The following is a 15521-nucleotide window of genomic DNA, read 5'->3' as shown; positions in this document are numbered from 1 at the left end:
GTCATGACCCCGGGTCATGACCTTTTTGGTTCTATCTGGTGAATGGAAAAGTCTCGATCCCCTCATACATCGGTTGCTCCGCCATATGGGTCTGGTAGAGAATGATTCGATCTGCCAGCCATGTTATTGGTTCTAAGGGATTGCTATCCAATAGGTCTATGGCGAACGGCGTATCTCCTCCGTACTTCTTCGCTAGCGTAATATGCGGTCGGTACGGACGGTCTTCGGATATAAACCCTAATGGTTTCGTACGTTCCTGTACTTGCTTCAATAACGCTTCAAGTCCACCAGTATCGCCGCCAACACCGGCCCATAAAATGCGAGGAGCTATATCCCTGCCAAACGTACCTATTCCTTTGAGAGAAAGCTCCAAGGGAGAAACCGTTGATACCGCAGCTCTTAGACCTTCAATCAGCGAACCTAACTGATCCGGTTTCGTATCGCCCAAGAACTGCAATGTGATATGATAATCTAACGGATGCACCCAACGCTGGAACGGAATTTCCGCCTTCGCATGGCCTGTCCACTGTTCTAATGCTTCCCTTGCCTGCTTACTTAATGGCACCGCCACAAACAAACGTACGGAGGGTTCACCCATCTCCTGTTTCCTATTCATGCTGCTCCTCCTTTACCATTACCAGTCTGTACAATAAAAGCCAGGATCACTCCTAAGTTTCCTTAAAGAGTGTCCTGGCTTCCGTGAATTCGCTTAATATTGATCGGTCATCCCAACGCCTGAGATCCGCAACTTCAATAATGCGGCTAAATCTTCACCGATTTTCGAATCGGTAATATGAAACATGTTCTGAATATAATCCACATTGTCGAGATCTTCTACGCCGACGACACCCGATCTCCCCGTTTGCATACACACCACGAGGGGTTTGCCAAAAAAATGTTTGGAATAAATGATTGAGAAATCATACCTTGCACGTTCTGAAATACATCCGATAAAATTGACGTTGGCTTGTTCTGCTTCATCGTATAGATGTTCAAACATTACAGATTCCTCCTCTCGATACTTTCGAAGGCTGCCAGAATTTTCAGAATATTTTAATGATTGTATCACAAGATTGGTTATATTGACAATACCTGGAACAACAGAAAATAGAAATGATTGTCAAACAGGGCACAGGATGCTATGATGTTGATGTATTATTGGGATAAGATGGAATCAGAAAACCTTACTGCATGAAATTATAGATATGAGGTGGGGGAACGATGAGTCAGAGCGCATTCATAACATTTGTCGAAGGATCAGCCGTACCCGCGATGTCGCTTGAAGAAGTGAAGCAGTCGCTTATGCATTACAAGGAGCAAACGACGTTAACAGGTCAGCAGCTCGATTGGGATTATTCCGAAGCTGCATTTCCTTACACGGTTGAGACTCGAGTAGGTGAGGAACAACAGTGGTTTTATCTCAAAGGAACACTTCCGCGCTATAAATACATCGTTTTTGGTGTCGGATCCAACGTTGAAGAAGATAAAGAACGTCACTATATTCAAGTCGTCCTTCCAGAAGATGCAACACATGGGGATAAATCTAAAGGTAATGAACTATGTAAGTTCATCGCACGTAAGAATAAAGCGGAATTGAAGATGTTCAACGGACGCACGCTTTACTTCAATCCTCGTAAATAATCATGAACCACAACAATACCCGCCCGGTATCCACCGAACGGGTATTTTGCTTCCATACGTATTAAGCTTCTTCGTGAGCAGCGACAAGTTCGTTGTACGCTTCTTGAACGCGATCCCACTCTGCTTCGTCTTCGATATTGTAAAGGACCATTTCCTCGTCTTCTTCTTCAATACGAAGAATCACGCCATCCGCTTCAGGATTGCTGCGCTCTAATAATAGAGCATATACACGATCGTCACAGTTAAAAGTTTCAACGAGTACCATTTCCACTTCTTTACCGTTCTCATCGGTTAATGTTAGTACGAATTCTTCATGCTCGTGGTCATGGCTATGATCGTGACCGCATCCGCAGTTGTCGTCGTGATTATGATCGCTCATCTGTAAACCCTCATTTCAATTAATTATGTACACACATCCGTATCGTAACATGGAAATAAATCTGGGTCAAACATCGATTCGGCGGTGTGATTCATGAAATTCCATTAAATTGCTGTGATTTCTTTCTCGGCTACTTGGGTATAAACGCCGCTTCCGGATGCTTTCACAAAAAACGCAATCGTGTATTTACCAGCAGCTTTAAAGTCATAGGTTAGTTCTTGGGTCTGGAACATGAAATATTCTTTGCGTTCCTTCAAATCCAACTCTTGAATGTCTTTAACCTTCCCTGCGGGATCAATGATTGATACTTTCACTGAATCCGCAGCGACTTTTAAATTGTCTACAGAACAGATCACATTGAACTTGAATTCTCCTCGTTTGACCACGCCAAAGATATCTTTCCCCGAAAAGGTTAGCATATGTACATTAGGTTTATTCACTGTTACCTTCTTCGCTTCGTCATCCCACTCAACGAGTGCTTGCAAAGAACTCCCTGCTTGACTTATGGATAAGTATGTCTTGCCATCTATCATTACAGCACCGTCCGCTACTTCTTGCCCGTTAAATACCATTTTTATTTTTTGTGTTATGGAATCCGCAAAAATAACGGAGCCCCCCATTAATGAGAGTGCGAGTGCTACAACTAAAACTCTTTTTGCCTTCATAAACCTAGCCCCCTATTATTGTTTCAGTTACTGTTTATACTCCAAAAAGACGACATAGTTGCGGTCTCTTGTCCAATAAATAATAGGATAACATTACCTGTGGAATGAAGGCTGTAGATGTTGTCGAAAAAACAAATAATGCCAATTACCGTGATAAATCTTGTTACTTCATGCGGTTGCCTGGGAAATGAATGAATACTTCTCATTCATTTCCCAACTTTTTACTTGGATTTTAATGTGCGTGTCAAAATACATGGAACACCTTTTCCCATAGCACCATCAAGTCGCATATGCTCCATGTACCGGATCCCTCTCGCACATTGCTGCTTGCATGCTTCACAACGGTCCGAGGTCACGATTTTCATGTTATATTGTGCACGCTCAGACGTACTTTTTTTCTTTTTCACTACCTTACCTTTAGCCAATGCGATCAACTCTTTTCATACGTTGGGATGGATTCCCTTCATCATATGAAATGTCCAGCCCACTGGTTCTCCGGGAAAAAAGAAAACGACCTGTCAGAGATAATACCTCCAACAGATCGCTTAGCCTAAGTTAAAACGTCGGTAAGTTGTCCAAATTATTCGATGGGTCTCCATCCGCATCTCCGCGAATATAAGTCTCTCCATCTCTTCCTTTAAACGCGTTCACGCCTGCGATTTCGCCGTTCTGTACGGCCTGCAAGGCTTCCGAATAATTCATAACACGTCCGGATGATGTTTTGAATTGCTGAATATCTCCATCGCCATTTTTTTGAACAGCCACAATGGTGTCTCGTACATTCCCTTCCACTTCAACACGCTCCTCTGGAGTCAAATGATGGTTCTAAGGGAATAGTGTGACCTTATAAAGGCTTTTTCATACGGACATGCAAAATGCCTGCATCGTAGAACGGCTCTTCTGAGATTACTTCATAGCCGAGCTTTCCATAGAACTGTTCCGCCTGACATTGTGCATCTAAGATTGAATCGCTAAGTCCTAAATCTGTTGCAATTTGTTCTAGGGCTACCAGAAGTACGCTTCCGTATCCAAGACCGCGATGTGATTTCGCTACGGCAATCCGCTGCATTTTAGCCATATGCTCATGATAAATGATGAGGCGACCCGTGGCTACAGCCTGTCCTTCGTCTTCCAAAAGAACGTGATAAGCTTTCCCGTCCACCGTATCGTATTCATCATACTCCAGATCTTCTGGAACGAGTTGCTCGACCACGAATACTTCTTTCCGAATGGCGAGGCATCTTTTCAAATCTTCATCTGTCTTTACTTGTATAATCTTTGCTGTCATCATTTCACCTCTACCAAGAATCAATTAATTATCAATATTTTGTAACAACCCTGATTATACAAAATATTAATTTTGATGTATAGTTGGTGGCATAACACATCTGGTTGTAGCGAAAGGGGGTTGCCATTTTGTTCTTCGCCATTACAGGCTCGATTGTTATTATTGCTCTGATTACTTGGGTCACCTTATGGGTAACACGGAAGGCTTATTCACGCAAATGGGAAGATGATTGACCGTTGATCATCCTCGACCCCGTTTCACGAAAATCGCAAGCAACCAGATTATGATACACACGAGGATTAGAAAACCGATTAACCAACCGATAAACAGCCCAGCATCCATAATAGACATCCTCCTCCATGGCTCAAAAATTACATCTTACAGTCACTTTATGAGCCCTCGTTGAGAAATAGTCCGATGTTTGATCGCGTTTATCATGCTTGAAAGGAGTATCATCATGCCCTTGACATTACCTCAAGATTGGAATACTCAACTTGCTGGTGAGCTGGAGCAGCCCTATATGCAGAAGCTATTGGAGTGGTTAGAAGGGGAGTATGCGAATGAAACCATCTACCCTCCGCGATCTCATATATTTGAAGCATTTGCTCGCACATCTTACACCAACACTCGAGTCGTTATACTCGGGCAAGATCCCTATCACGGAGCGAATCAAGCACATGGACTGAGTTTTTCCGTACAGCCCGGTGTTCGAATCCCCCCATCTCTTCGAAATATCTATAAAGAATTGAATTCGGACCTGAACTATGATATTCCTGAACATGGAACGCTGACCTCTTGGGCTGATCAAGGGGTATTGCTGTTGAACACCGTACTGACGGTGCGATCCGGGGTGGCATTTTCACATCAACGCCAAGGCTGGGAAGCGTTTACGGATGCCGTCATCCATGCGTTAAATCAACGTGAGCAACCGCTCGTTTTTATGCTTTGGGGAAATCATGCCCAACAAAAAGCAGCTTCGCTCGATCCCGACCGGCATTGTATTATATCTTCCGCCCATCCAAGTCCCCTGTCGGCAAGAAAAGGCTTCTTTGGAAGTCGCCCTTTTTCTCGTACGAATGAATTTTTACGCCAAAAAGGAATGGAAACCATCGATTGGAATCTTGCCAAATATGAAAATTTTGCTACTATTAATGGTGATTGCAATGATTCGGTACTAAGGGAGCATCAAGGATGAACGATTTATTAGGAAAAAAGGTTAAAATCTATTATGGCCAGGATATGCAGCATGTAGCGGTCGGTCTTGTCCAAACATGGGATGAGGCGAACGAAATAATCACCCTTGCACCCGATGGTACGATGATTCCGTTTGACACCATTGCCAAGGTAGATGTACTTGATCCGATCGATAAACCTGTGGATCTTGCATCAGACCCTTCCTACAAATCTGGAAACGTACGTTTTGTCATGCATGCTGCAGTGCAATTCGATAACGCGATATATTTTCAGTCTCCGGTTTCCGTATGGCAAGAAGATCACATATTATGCTTTGAGAATCGAATGATCCATCATACCGCAGATGATGTTACCATGAAGGATGGTCAGACTTTTCGCAAAGCAGATTGCCAATTTATCGTCAAATCCATGTTAGGGATTCATTTTGAATCCTAAATTTCCACCCCATTCAACTTTCAAAAGGTAGCCCAAGGGGCTACCTTTTGTTTATAGGAGAGATTCCCGGCTGCATGAAGACGATGGCAGATTTACCCCGAAGGTTTGGGCAAGTACATAGATACAATCATTTTCTGTGGGTTCAACCAAATGTTTCAGGATGAATAGGATGTAGAAAAGGAGGAGACCGTGATGCCGGAATATCGCATTATTGTAGACTTATCCGAGCGTATGTTATATCTACTCGATGGAAATAAAGTGGTGCGTGGCTACCCTGTTGGAATTGGCAAGATGCTCACCCAGACACCGCAAGGAGAATATGAAATCATCAATAAAGTTCCGAACCCAGGAGGGCCTTTTGGCGCCTTTTGGATGGGGTTATCCAAGCCGCATTACGGGATTCACGGAACAAATGATCCTTCCTCCATCGGAAGAGAAGTATCTCATGGATGTATTCGAATGCATAACGAAAATGTACTAGAACTCGCTTCGATCGTCCCCCTGCATACACGTGTAACGATTCGACCTTAAATCCGTAGGTGCCCATTTTGAACTAGGCAAGTGTCCTGTATGATACGTGCTGCATAGGCTATGGTATCACGTAACCTCGGGAGGCTGAATCACAATGACATATATGCCTACTAGCTACCAAAATCCTTATGATCCATATTATCCATATGATCAGTATGCAGATCAATATCCTTACCAACCTTATCCCAATTATCCTTATCCAGATGGATATCCTGCTCCTTACCCTGTTCCTTACCCCTATCCTTCGTACTTCCCTTTTGCTTTTCCTTTTTTCATTGATGGTTTTCATGGGGACTTCAATCATGAGCATTTCCATGGCGGTCATGATGGTCATGGCATGCAAGGTGGGCATGGCGGTGAGCATGGCGGTGAGCATGGCGGTGAGCATGGCGGTGAGCATGGCGGTCATGGCATGCATGGTGAGCATGGCGGCGGCCACGGTGGCGGACCAGGTCATCGTCAGAACCCATCGGTACACATTCGGAATAAGAAAAAAACAAAAAAATAACGTCAAACGAATCAATCCCCTTCATCGAAGGGGATTGATGTTGATATAGATTTCGTGCCCCTCGATTCGGGGATTTGCTGTGAATCCTAATATCGAAGAGACAGCAACCAACGGAATATATACTTTCCCTTGGATAAATACGGGGGCCGTCTCCAGCGTAATTGCTCCACTAGAAGTTTTCGCTTGCGTGGAGTCAACCGTCATTTCTAATCGATTCATTTCCTTCTTCAATGTAATTGTGTGGGTGGCTTGTTTCCAGTCTAAGTTCAATCCGAGCGCCTTCGCCGCTTCCTTCGCAGGGACAAGCAGTTCCTTATCCCCGATAAGCTTTGGTTTCGTGAAAGTTACGGATTCATTATACATCTGAACCTTTAATCGAAGCGCTTCGTGTTGATTATTCAACAACGTTAATTCGGCATCCTGTTCCAACTGATTATTCAAAGTATCGATATTTTGTTCCGTCACTCGATATTTGCCATCATCGCGGCCAATCGCCTGTACAATCCAAGAATTCACATCCTGATGATGATGCGACAAGTCCGCATACAACCCTAATTGATAGGTCCATTCCGATTCCGATTGGAAATCATATAGCTTCACATTCGATACAGTGGAGAATTGTGCAAACATCCATTTTCGCATATCGAGTTGATTCGTAAATCGTTCATGGTTCGTGTTATACCAAACCACTTGTCGGAGGACACTGTACGGCGGATAGTAGAAATAAAATTCCACATCAGGATACGCTTTCACCAAAGAGAAAATGTAATCGTTGAAGTTCTTCTGTACGACCTCAAGACCCTCTTCATTCAGACCAAAATAGTATTCCTCTTGATATGCCTTGTCGTAGGCTTCAGCTACCTTCTCTTTGGAGAATGTCGCACTATTATTCCAGTTATTTAATAGGTCAAGATTGGTATTATTGGCCCCTTTTATCATTTGCCACAGGCTTTTCATCAGTAAAGCATATGTAGAATAATTGAACCAGTACTGATAGTCATTCCAAATTTGATCGTCATACAGATATTTCGGGAATTGTTCTACAGCTTCCTCCGTATTGGTCTTCAAGGAGAAATAATCTAACCCCCATAAGACCTTTTTGACTTTTCCGGTAGATAACGCCAACTTCGCAATCTGATAATGTTCGTCTGCCGTAGACCCTTCCATTGACAATTTCATCGTTGTCCCATTGAGAATCTGCCCTACCTCAGAAGGCCGAAAATTCTGAGTCATAGAAGTCCCGATAATGATCGTATCGTAGTCATAATTCTTCGCAAGACCTGGGTTCTGGTACCGTTCCTCCCTCGAGAAAATCGGTTTGTACCAGCTTGCTTTATGATAGACTTGTAAAGGATCGATAACCACATTGATCACAATAAGCAGGGAAGAGAACACCAAGGATAAGATGACGAATAGGAGCAAAGCCTTCTTGGATCGTGTTTGATAGGATGGCCTTGACTTCGGGCTCGGGCGATTTAGGGTTTGAGTTTTGGATAAGATAGGATCCATCGCAGTCCCGCCTTTCTAGAAGTTAAAATAAAGAAACTCGGTTATTCGATTCAAATACAGCAAAGACACGACGAACATAACAGCCATCACCGCGGGTATTCGCCAATTGGGTTCATAGCGTTCCGATCGTTCGGATGAATTGGATGCGAACAGCACAATCGGCAAGAAGACGATGATGAGCAAGGCTGGGAGTACGAGTGGGGAGATTCCCGCATCCGTGAGTCCCTGTACGCCGAACATCCCTTTTAAAATACGAGTTGCTTGACCCCAATTCTCTGCCCGGAAGAATACCCACGTTACATTGATAAATCCAAATGTGATGACCCAAGCAAGCCATTTCGGCAGAGGTTTACCTACTTTCATCCATAACTTATGAACAGCCTGTCCGACCCCGTGCATGAGTCCCCAAAGAATAAAAGTCCATCCTGCGCCGTGCCATAGCCCTCCGAGCAAGAACGTAATGATAATATTCCGAATCGCAACGGCCGTACCTTTACGATTTCCGCCTAGCGGAATATAAATATAGTCTCGTAAAAACCGACTTAAGGTCATATGCCATCGCCGCCAGAAGTCTTGGATATTCAGGGCTTTATACGGCGAATTAAAATTCTGAGGTAAAATAATATTGAAGAATAAAGCGATGCCGATCGCCATATCCGTATATCCGCTGAAATCGAAATATAATTGGAACGTATACGAAAGTGAGGCAACCCACGAATCAATGAATGAACTCGCATGCGTGAATCCTGTATTCGCATATTCCGCGAAGGTATCCGCAATCACAACCTTCTTAAATAGCCCGATACAGAAGATATACGCCCCTCTCGAGGCATTTCCCCAATTCCAGAGCTTATTGCGCAACCGATCGAACTGCGGCATCATCTCGCTATGATGGAGAATGGGACCTGCTATTAAGTGCGGATAGAACGTCACGAACAGCACGTAAGCCACGAAATTATATTCTTTGACCTTCCCTTTATAGGCATCAACGAGATAAGCAATCTGCGTAAAAGTAAAGAAGCTAATTCCTAGCGGAAGCACGAACTTGATAACCGTGAGGTGACCGCCTAAAAGCGTATTCAAATTTTCCAAGAAGAACCCTGCGTATTTGTAATAGCCTAGTAAAAGTAGATTCATGGATATGGCTATAATCAACGTAAGCTTACGCTGCCTTGGCTTATCCGCATAGACGGCGCTCAGTAACCAACCAGCCGTATAATTAAACACAATCGAACCTAGGATGAGCGGTACATATTTTACATTCCAATATCCATAGAAAAACAAGGAAGCCAGCGCAAGCCATACTTTGGATGCCAAAATCCATTTCATGCGATTCAAGACAAAATACACCATGACGGAAACAGGAAAAAACACAAAAATAAATGCATATGAATTAAAAAGCATCTTGTCCCTCTTTCTGTTAAATGCTGGGTAGAATTTCCTAAAATATACCTTTGACGGTGTCAGATTGTCAACCCAATTCATTCATCTAAACCGATACTTTTGCCGATATACTCTATGAACCTATATAAAGGAGGCAGTCAGTCATGAATATTTCAACACTTTCTACAGTTATGAAACAGAATAGTCTTTCACAAGCTGTAGGCATTCAACTTCTCAAAATGTCCAATGATCAAGCAACACAGCAAGGGCAAGACCTTGCGAAAATGATGGCACAAAGCGTGCAACCTCATGTTGGAGGAAATTTGGATATCAAAATCTAATAAAAAACCAAAAAGCCCTGACCCTTTTCACATTGGAAAAGAAAATCAGGGCTTTCTATTTTACATTTGACGGTTCGTACCTTTATTTACCTAGAAGCTTCTGCTCGGTCTGCTTACGTTTTTCCAAGCTCAATTGCACAAATACCGTCGAGAGCTCGTGATTCGGATTGTCGACACGAATATCCCGATTATTGAAGTGAATATGATCAATACCCAGACTATGCAGCATAAATTTCTTCTCGGAATCGAGCATCTCAAACGATAGGTCTGCCAGGTAACGAAAGACACCTTGGTTATCTAACGTTAAAATATCGATACTCTTGGTATTCACATGGACATTGAGCAATAATGTGTCGGACAGTTCGATGAGAAACGTTCCTTTTCGTATGCTCGCCTCCAGACGATGCCATTTGCCAGAAATCGCCTCGGTTAATGTACCTTCATTCGTCGGATCACTCATGATATGCTTATCCCGCCTTTGATTAATTTGAAAGTTATCGTTAGCCTACGCTCCATTGATGTTCTCTTACACATATTTGCCGCATGCATCGGACAATACTAGTGATAACCTATTCTGGAAAGAAGGCGAACGCCATGAAACATGATGATTTAGATCAAGTGACCGATCCCAAAATTCTGAACGATCTCGGATTTACAGATAAGACCCTGATCAAAACCGAAAACATCATTAACAATATCGACCATTCCTTCGATAATAAGCCCTACAGCGTTATCATTGATTCAAGTACGGATGATCTAACACCTTAGGGTGTATTTATCTCCAAAAGGTGGCGATTTTCGAACACTTTGAACTGCCCCACAGGCTGAAAACCTGCTTTGGCATAAATGTGCAGGCCGTCTGATGATGCTTGAAGCACTCCCAGTTTACATTCACGCTGCTGTGCTTCTTGGAGAAGGTAATGAAACATCGCCGTTCCGAATCCTTTTCCCCGATATTCTTCTTTGGTTGCTATGTCATAAAAGCCTACGCTATCCTCGGCGAACACCAGAGAGCCAACTGTGACCACATCCCCTTGGTATTCAGCAATATATAGGTTTGACAGCAAATCTTCCTCGAACGGAAGCGCTGCCACCTTACTATAAAAGGACCGGACATGGTCAGCCTCCTCTGAAGTACCAAATAACGATGACAATACCTCACCGAACTGCTTGATCTCGTCTGAAGTTACAGCCTCTTTTATTTGAAGACCTTCAGGTAATCGCAACAATGGACTGGATGACTCTAGATTCGCCACCATCGCAATGTTAATTTCCGCCTCTTGAAGCCCCGCTTCTTGCAGCTCCTGATCCAACTCATGATTCAAATGGTCCCAACACCATACCGCCATAGGGAACTTCTTCTCAAGGAACGCTTCAATCTCCGTCGTTATTTCTTGAGATAACGTCGATTCTTCCCCACGAAAGACAATGATATTAAACGTGTCTGCCGGCAGACCACAATCAATCCTCACGTAATCAAGGGTTTCTATGACTTCCGTTCCCTCTAACCGAAGAGGCAAGTAAGTCACTTTGTGAATCAAATTATTGACGATCGTCTGTTGTAATTGATTTAATGGTCTCATCATGATCACCCACAGCTATCGTCCTCAGTTATTATACTGCTTCGCTCAATGACGATGTAGTCCGCATGTCTAACGAACCAGTGTTCTGTTTCCATATGTTCAGCTGCCTCTACGCCGAATTCCCCGTCTTCTGGTTCAAAATCATACCAATTCGTCACGATTAACACTTGTCCGATTTCAAATGGATGATCATTTGTATTTCCCGTAATTTGAATACGATTACCTACTAGCGCGTTCTCTTGATGTATCGCTTCACTCACTTGGATATCCCCCTAAGCTTTACTGTTCTTCATCGGCCACAACCGAATCCCGAATCTGTTCAAATGTAATCGGTGTATACTCCCAATGCTCCACGCTCACATTAAAGTAATTCTTCCCCTCGTACTTCTGACCATGAATATGTCCATGAACATTCACGTAAGGCATGTGCTTATTCATATACATGGGTTCATGCGTTAGAAAAAAGAAATCTTTATAAATGATCGGATGCTCACTTACTTCATCAAACCCAACGTCCAACCACCAGCTTCTCGCACGTCCCCGATCATGATTCCCAAGAATCAGGTGTTTATAACCATGTAATTGATTCACAATGTTAGCCGTCTTCTCCTTGTTCAAAAAAGAGAAGTCTCCTAGATGAAATACCTTATCCTCAGGAAGGACGACGGCATTCCAACGGTCCATCATCACTTGGTTCATCTCATCGACGGTCTTAAAGGGTCTGGATTCGAAGTCAATGATACCTCCATGACCAAAATGATGGTCGGATATAAAGAATACCTTAGACATGAAGTCCCATCCTCTCAGCCCTATGGGCATCGTTCTTTACACACTTATCTTTCTATTTGATTAAAGCAAAAAAGCATTTGCACTGCAAGAACTCTACGGTCATGGCTTGGGTATCCAGCCTTTTCGCCACAAAATAGAAATAGAGGGGTCATATAGCCGACACCTGCTCGTCAAACTTCTAATACAATGTCTTAGTTCCATATAAGGAGGACGAAATCAATGGAAGCATACTACCATTGTCTGAGATGCAAGGATCGCAGAGTTCGCATTCTAACTGTTCATGGCGAGACGCATGAAGGTGTCATTACCGATGTCGATCGCAATCATGTATTTTTACGAAGAGACAGCAGCAATTGTGCAAGAACCTCAGGATTCTTTGGCTTCAACGATGATATAATAACCCTCAGCTTATTCACATTACTAGCCATTGCTCTTATATAAAAGATACCCCCTCATTGTAGGGGGATTTTTTTTGGGATTCTTCATCGGAAAGCTCACAGCGAAACCATATTCGGAATGAATGTAAATCGAAAACAACAGAAGTACGATAATGAGGATGAACTCCATAGACTCTTCCAATACATGTAACGAGGAAAGAGGGAAAAAGGTTGCATGGAAGCAGTAGATCGGTGCACAATGCCGTACAGAATTCAATGATCTGTTATAAACCTAGCCTCTGTTACATAAATACGTGCTATAATAACTAGGGAAATATTACTAAAGGAGCAGCAGCAAAATGAACAAAAAAATCTTAGTTGGTTCTCTAGCACTATTCTTAATCATAGGTAATTCAAGTGCAGCATTGGCTCATCCTGGGCGAACAGATTCAAAAGGCGGGCATACTTGTAGAACGAATTGCGAAAAATGGGGGCTTGAGTACGGGGAGTACCACTATCATAATGGCGGGGGAGCATCCTCTTCCAACCGATCCACATCCAGCAGCAAAATAACACCAAAGTCTTCAACTACAAAAAAGGCTGCGCCGAAACCATCGACACCAACTTATCAGCAATCTACTCTATCCGTTTATGTGAACGATAATCAGATCAACTTCAGCAGTAAACCCGTCATTTATCAAAATACAAATCTGGTTCCTCTTCGCGAAATTGCCGAAGGCATGGGCGCAACGATTGATTGGGACAAGGATCATGGAACGATCACCATTACCAAAGATCTGCGGAAAGTCACTTTGACGCTTGGAAGCAAAAAAGTATTTTATGATGGGATATCTGAAACAATGAATGCAGCACCGAAAATCATTAAAGATGTTACTTATGTGCCTGTGCAGGTTCTAGCAAAAGGACTTGGAGCTAGTATTGTATTTGATCAAAATATGAACTCATTACACATTACATATTAACGTTGACCTAAGAGAGTCAAACCTCGACTCTCTTACTCTTTCAAATCTTTTATCCATTCGCTAGTCCATAATCCGCCAAGTCATAACATATTCTTTCGCAGCCGTATGTTCATCTACAAGCTCTTCAGTAATTGTAAATCCCTGCGCTTGATAGAAGCGGACCGCTTTTTCGTTCTCTTGATACACTTTTAATTCCAATATGTCCCGCCGCTCTTTCACGTGGTCCAGAAGCTTCTTCCCATATCCTTTCCCTTGCACCTTAGGGTCTACGAACAACGCTGCCAAATAATGATCTACAACAGCGACAAAGCCTGCAATGCTTCCTGCCTCTTCAATGACATAGGCTTCCGACATGGGAAGATAAACATTTTTCATTTCTTGTTGGTTGGACTCCCAATACGCTTTATCAATGAAATCATGAGCCTGAAGGGAGCCCTCTAGCCAAATATCTACCATACGATCCAAGTCATTTTCTTGATAGGTTCTCAATATCATTTGCACATCACCTTTATGATTGTTTTACTCATTGTATCATGTACAATAAGAATAAATCCAAATCCTAGGAGGTCTGTTATGGCAAAGCTACTTCATTATATAGGTGGAGCTGCAATCGTATTTGGAATTATACTCGGTATCATCTATGGGTTCTTAGACCAAGGGTTTCGTTTCTTTGTCATGTTAGCTTGGTGGGGAAGCGGCGTGATTTCTGGCATCGTATTTATCGCATTGGGGATGATTCTTGAGACCGTTGAGTGCAATCAAATGTACTTACATGAGCTTCTTCGGAGAACGCCCAGTGACTCTTCCCCGCCTGTATCGCTCGGTAACTCTAAAGCCAGTCTGAGTTCACTGCGTGGATACAAAATAGGGAACACCTCAGAAGAGGAAAAAGGCCAGTAATGAATGCCCCACTTACTGCGTCAGGAAGCGAACGATTTCTGAATTGATCAACGCAGGTTGTTCATGATTTATGGAATGTCCTGCGCCCGGTATGACCATATAATTTAACTTCAATTCTTCAAATGCTTCTATCGATTCCGGGTAATAAGAAAGTCTGTCCTGATCACCCAGCATAAATAGTCCTTCTTCTCTAGATATTTTGAAGTCGGATTTACTTATGGAAGATGTTTTATGTACCATCATAGAAGCGTTACGAAATGACTTCAATAAAATATGCCAATGTGCTACAAGAGCAGGTTTACGAATGAATGAAACCCCATCATCACCTGATAATTTTTTTAAAAGTTTTACTACATTTTTGGGGGTCGGGAATAACGCTTCTGGCAAAAATATCAGCATTTTTCTCAAATTATTTGTTTTGTATCCTTCAACAGATGGGCCCCCAGCAAGTCCAACAATTTTCTCAAATCGGTTAGGCAATTTACATTTGAATAGCTGCACTAAATAACATCCGTAAGAAACACCAATCGCGTACACTTTATCTATGTTGAGCGTATCAAGCAACTCTTCCATCCAGATCACTTGATCAAAGCCTTTTGAGTAATTTTCATTTGGCTGACTTTTACCCGCTCCGCCGATCGCATCGACTGCGATCACATAGAACTCTTTTGATAGATCCTTTATATTATATATCCACATCATAGCTGAATTGTCGCCCACGCCGTGAAACAAAAGTACAGGTATATGGTCTGGATTACCGGTTTTGATCAGATGTGTTTTTCCATAAGTGCCTTCTATAACTAGTTCTTCATAAGCTACATCCCACTCAGCTAGGATATGATCATAGGATTCATATACTGCCTTTTGCTTTGCCTCACTTTTAAAGACTTTAGGCATCGGATAGCCCCCCTTTATGTTGTTTGACATCATTTCAATAATAACATCATCTTCCAATAAGTGTTAAATAACAATAGACTTAAAGTAGAAATCTTCAAAATACAGATTCTAAAAGTTC

At 42.7% G+C, this 15521-nt stretch carries 24 protein-coding genes; 10 read left to right on the top strand and 14 right to left on the bottom strand.

The window, feature by feature from the left end:
* Nucleotides 1–31: 31 nt before the first annotated feature.
* Complete coding sequence (thpR, locus tag BVG16_RS11705; protein WP_233147005.1) at nt 32–616, bottom strand: RNA 2',3'-cyclic phosphodiesterase; 585 nt, start codon at nt 614–616, stop codon at nt 32–34.
* Nucleotides 617–709: 93 nt separating this feature from the next.
* Complete coding sequence (locus BVG16_RS11700) at nt 710–1000, bottom strand: DUF3055 domain-containing protein (RefSeq protein ID WP_078498860.1); 291 nt, start codon at nt 998–1000, stop codon at nt 710–712.
* A 221-nt stretch (nt 1001–1221) separates the two neighbouring features.
* Between BVG16_RS11700 and BVG16_RS11695 the strand changes: the two genes are divergently transcribed.
* Nucleotides 1222–1641 (top strand): DUF1885 family protein, encoded by a 420-nt coding sequence (locus tag BVG16_RS11695; protein ID WP_078498859.1) that lies wholly within the window; start codon nt 1222–1224, stop codon nt 1639–1641.
* Nucleotides 1642–1702: 61 nt separating this feature from the next.
* On the opposite strand, the gene BVG16_RS11690 is transcribed toward BVG16_RS11695, so the two are convergent.
* From BVG16_RS11690 to BVG16_RS11670, 4 genes are all read right to left on the bottom strand, one after another.
* On the bottom strand, nt 1703–2020 hold the full coding sequence (locus BVG16_RS11690) for a DUF1292 domain-containing protein (RefSeq protein ID WP_078498858.1): 318 nt from the start codon (nt 2018–2020) through the stop codon (nt 1703–1705).
* 104 nt (nt 2021–2124) lie between these two features.
* Entirely contained in the window at nt 2125–2685 is a 561-nt protein-coding gene (locus BVG16_RS11685; RefSeq protein WP_078498857.1) for a stalk domain-containing protein, read from the bottom strand.
* A 555-nt stretch (nt 2686–3240) separates the two neighbouring features.
* A complete protein-coding gene (locus BVG16_RS11675; RefSeq protein ID WP_078498855.1) occupies nt 3241–3477 on the bottom strand; it encodes a DUF3892 domain-containing protein in 237 nt (78 codons plus the stop codon).
* A gap of 52 nt (nt 3478–3529) precedes the next feature.
* A complete protein-coding gene (locus BVG16_RS11670; RefSeq protein WP_078498854.1) occupies nt 3530–3973 on the bottom strand; it encodes a GNAT family N-acetyltransferase in 444 nt (147 codons plus the stop codon).
* A gap of 457 nt (nt 3974–4430) precedes the next feature.
* Between BVG16_RS11670 and BVG16_RS11665 the strand changes: the two genes are divergently transcribed.
* From BVG16_RS11665 to BVG16_RS33105, 4 genes are all read left to right on the top strand, one after another.
* Nucleotides 4431–5168 carry a uracil-DNA glycosylase gene (locus BVG16_RS11665; protein ID WP_078498853.1) on the top strand — a complete coding sequence of 246 codons (738 nt, stop codon included), beginning with the start codon at nt 4431–4433 and terminating at the stop codon, nt 5166–5168.
* Nucleotides 5165–5602, top strand: coding sequence for a hypothetical protein (locus BVG16_RS11660; RefSeq protein WP_078498852.1), 438 nt, complete (start codon nt 5165–5167; stop codon nt 5600–5602). The genes BVG16_RS11665 and BVG16_RS11660 overlap by 4 nt, the downstream gene beginning before the upstream one ends.
* A 192-nt stretch (nt 5603–5794) precedes the next feature.
* On the top strand, nt 5795–6133 hold the full coding sequence (locus BVG16_RS11655; RefSeq protein ID WP_078498851.1) for a L,D-transpeptidase: 339 nt from the start codon (nt 5795–5797) through the stop codon (nt 6131–6133).
* A gap of 94 nt (nt 6134–6227) precedes the next feature.
* Nucleotides 6228–6641 carry a hypothetical protein gene (locus BVG16_RS33105; protein WP_078498850.1) on the top strand — a complete coding sequence of 138 codons (414 nt, stop codon included), beginning with the start codon at nt 6228–6230 and terminating at the stop codon, nt 6639–6641.
* Between the two features lie 21 nt (nt 6642–6662).
* Here BVG16_RS33105 and BVG16_RS11645 read toward each other — a convergent pair whose 3' ends face one another.
* The gene (locus BVG16_RS11645; RefSeq protein ID WP_078498849.1) at nt 6663–8150 is read right to left on the bottom strand and encodes a copper amine oxidase N-terminal domain-containing protein; all 1488 of its coding nucleotides are present in this window, start codon (nt 8148–8150) and stop codon (nt 6663–6665) included.
* Nucleotides 8151–8165: 15 nt separating this feature from the next.
* On the bottom strand, nt 8166–9554 hold the full coding sequence (locus BVG16_RS11640) for an MBOAT family O-acyltransferase (RefSeq protein ID WP_078498848.1): 1389 nt from the start codon (nt 9552–9554) through the stop codon (nt 8166–8168).
* Nucleotides 9555–9697: 143 nt separating this feature from the next.
* Between BVG16_RS11640 and BVG16_RS11635 the strand changes: the two genes are divergently transcribed.
* Complete coding sequence (locus BVG16_RS11635; RefSeq protein WP_078498847.1) at nt 9698–9874, top strand: YjfB family protein; 177 nt, start codon at nt 9698–9700, stop codon at nt 9872–9874.
* Between the two features lie 82 nt (nt 9875–9956).
* On the opposite strand, the gene BVG16_RS11630 is transcribed toward BVG16_RS11635, so the two are convergent.
* Nucleotides 9957–10334 carry a hypothetical protein gene (locus BVG16_RS11630; RefSeq protein ID WP_078498846.1) on the bottom strand — a complete coding sequence of 126 codons (378 nt, stop codon included), beginning with the start codon at nt 10332–10334 and terminating at the stop codon, nt 9957–9959.
* A gap of 134 nt (nt 10335–10468) precedes the next feature.
* On the opposite strand from BVG16_RS11630, the gene BVG16_RS32780 reads away from it, so the two are divergent.
* Nucleotides 10469–10642 (top strand): hypothetical protein, encoded by a 174-nt coding sequence (locus tag BVG16_RS32780; protein WP_158081673.1) that lies wholly within the window; start codon nt 10469–10471, stop codon nt 10640–10642.
* Here the strand turns inward: BVG16_RS32780 and BVG16_RS11625 are convergent.
* The 3 genes from BVG16_RS11625 to BVG16_RS11615 are packed head-to-tail and all read right to left on the bottom strand — an operon-like array spanning nt 10639 to nt 12246.
* Entirely contained in the window at nt 10639–11460 is an 822-nt protein-coding gene (locus tag BVG16_RS11625) for a GNAT family N-acetyltransferase (protein ID WP_078499101.1), read from the bottom strand. The two genes, BVG16_RS32780 and BVG16_RS11625, sit on opposite strands and share 4 nt — an antisense overlap.
* A 2-nt stretch (nt 11461–11462) precedes the next feature.
* Nucleotides 11463–11717: a hypothetical protein gene (locus tag BVG16_RS11620; protein WP_078498845.1), complete on the bottom strand. Its 255-nt coding sequence runs from the start codon at nt 11715–11717 to the stop codon at nt 11463–11465.
* Nucleotides 11718–11736: 19 nt separating this feature from the next.
* Nucleotides 11737–12246, bottom strand: a complete 510-nt coding sequence (locus BVG16_RS11615) for a phosphoesterase (protein ID WP_078498844.1) — start codon at nt 12244–12246, stop codon at nt 11737–11739.
* A 219-nt stretch (nt 12247–12465) separates the two neighbouring features.
* Here BVG16_RS11615 and BVG16_RS11610 point away from each other — a divergent pair, with 219 nt between their 5' ends.
* Both BVG16_RS11610 and BVG16_RS11605 read left to right on the top strand, forming a co-directional pair.
* Complete coding sequence (locus tag BVG16_RS11610; RefSeq protein ID WP_078498843.1) at nt 12466–12687, top strand: hypothetical protein; 222 nt, start codon at nt 12466–12468, stop codon at nt 12685–12687.
* Between the two features lie 295 nt (nt 12688–12982).
* Nucleotides 12983–13606, top strand: coding sequence for a copper amine oxidase N-terminal domain-containing protein (locus tag BVG16_RS11605; protein ID WP_078498842.1), 624 nt, complete (start codon nt 12983–12985; stop codon nt 13604–13606).
* A 60-nt stretch (nt 13607–13666) separates the two neighbouring features.
* Here BVG16_RS11605 and BVG16_RS11600 read toward each other — a convergent pair whose 3' ends face one another.
* Complete coding sequence (locus tag BVG16_RS11600) at nt 13667–14101, bottom strand: N-acetyltransferase (RefSeq protein ID WP_078498841.1); 435 nt, start codon at nt 14099–14101, stop codon at nt 13667–13669.
* A 78-nt stretch (nt 14102–14179) separates the two neighbouring features.
* Between BVG16_RS11600 and BVG16_RS11595 the strand changes: the two genes are divergently transcribed.
* A complete protein-coding gene (locus BVG16_RS11595; protein ID WP_078498840.1) occupies nt 14180–14506 on the top strand; it encodes a hypothetical protein in 327 nt (108 codons plus the stop codon).
* 12 nt (nt 14507–14518) lie between these two features.
* On the opposite strand, the gene BVG16_RS11590 is transcribed toward BVG16_RS11595, so the two are convergent.
* A complete protein-coding gene (locus BVG16_RS11590) occupies nt 14519–15403 on the bottom strand; it encodes an alpha/beta fold hydrolase (RefSeq protein WP_158081672.1) in 885 nt (294 codons plus the stop codon).
* Nucleotides 15404–15521: the final 118 nt, after the last annotated feature.

Source organism: Paenibacillus selenitireducens (assembly GCF_002021565.1).
Classification (GTDB): Bacteria; Bacillota; Bacilli; order Paenibacillales; family Paenibacillaceae; genus Paenibacillus_K; species Paenibacillus_K selenitireducens.
The sequence above is the reverse complement of the archived record's forward strand: the minus strand, read 5'-3'. Positions and strand labels throughout refer to the sequence as shown.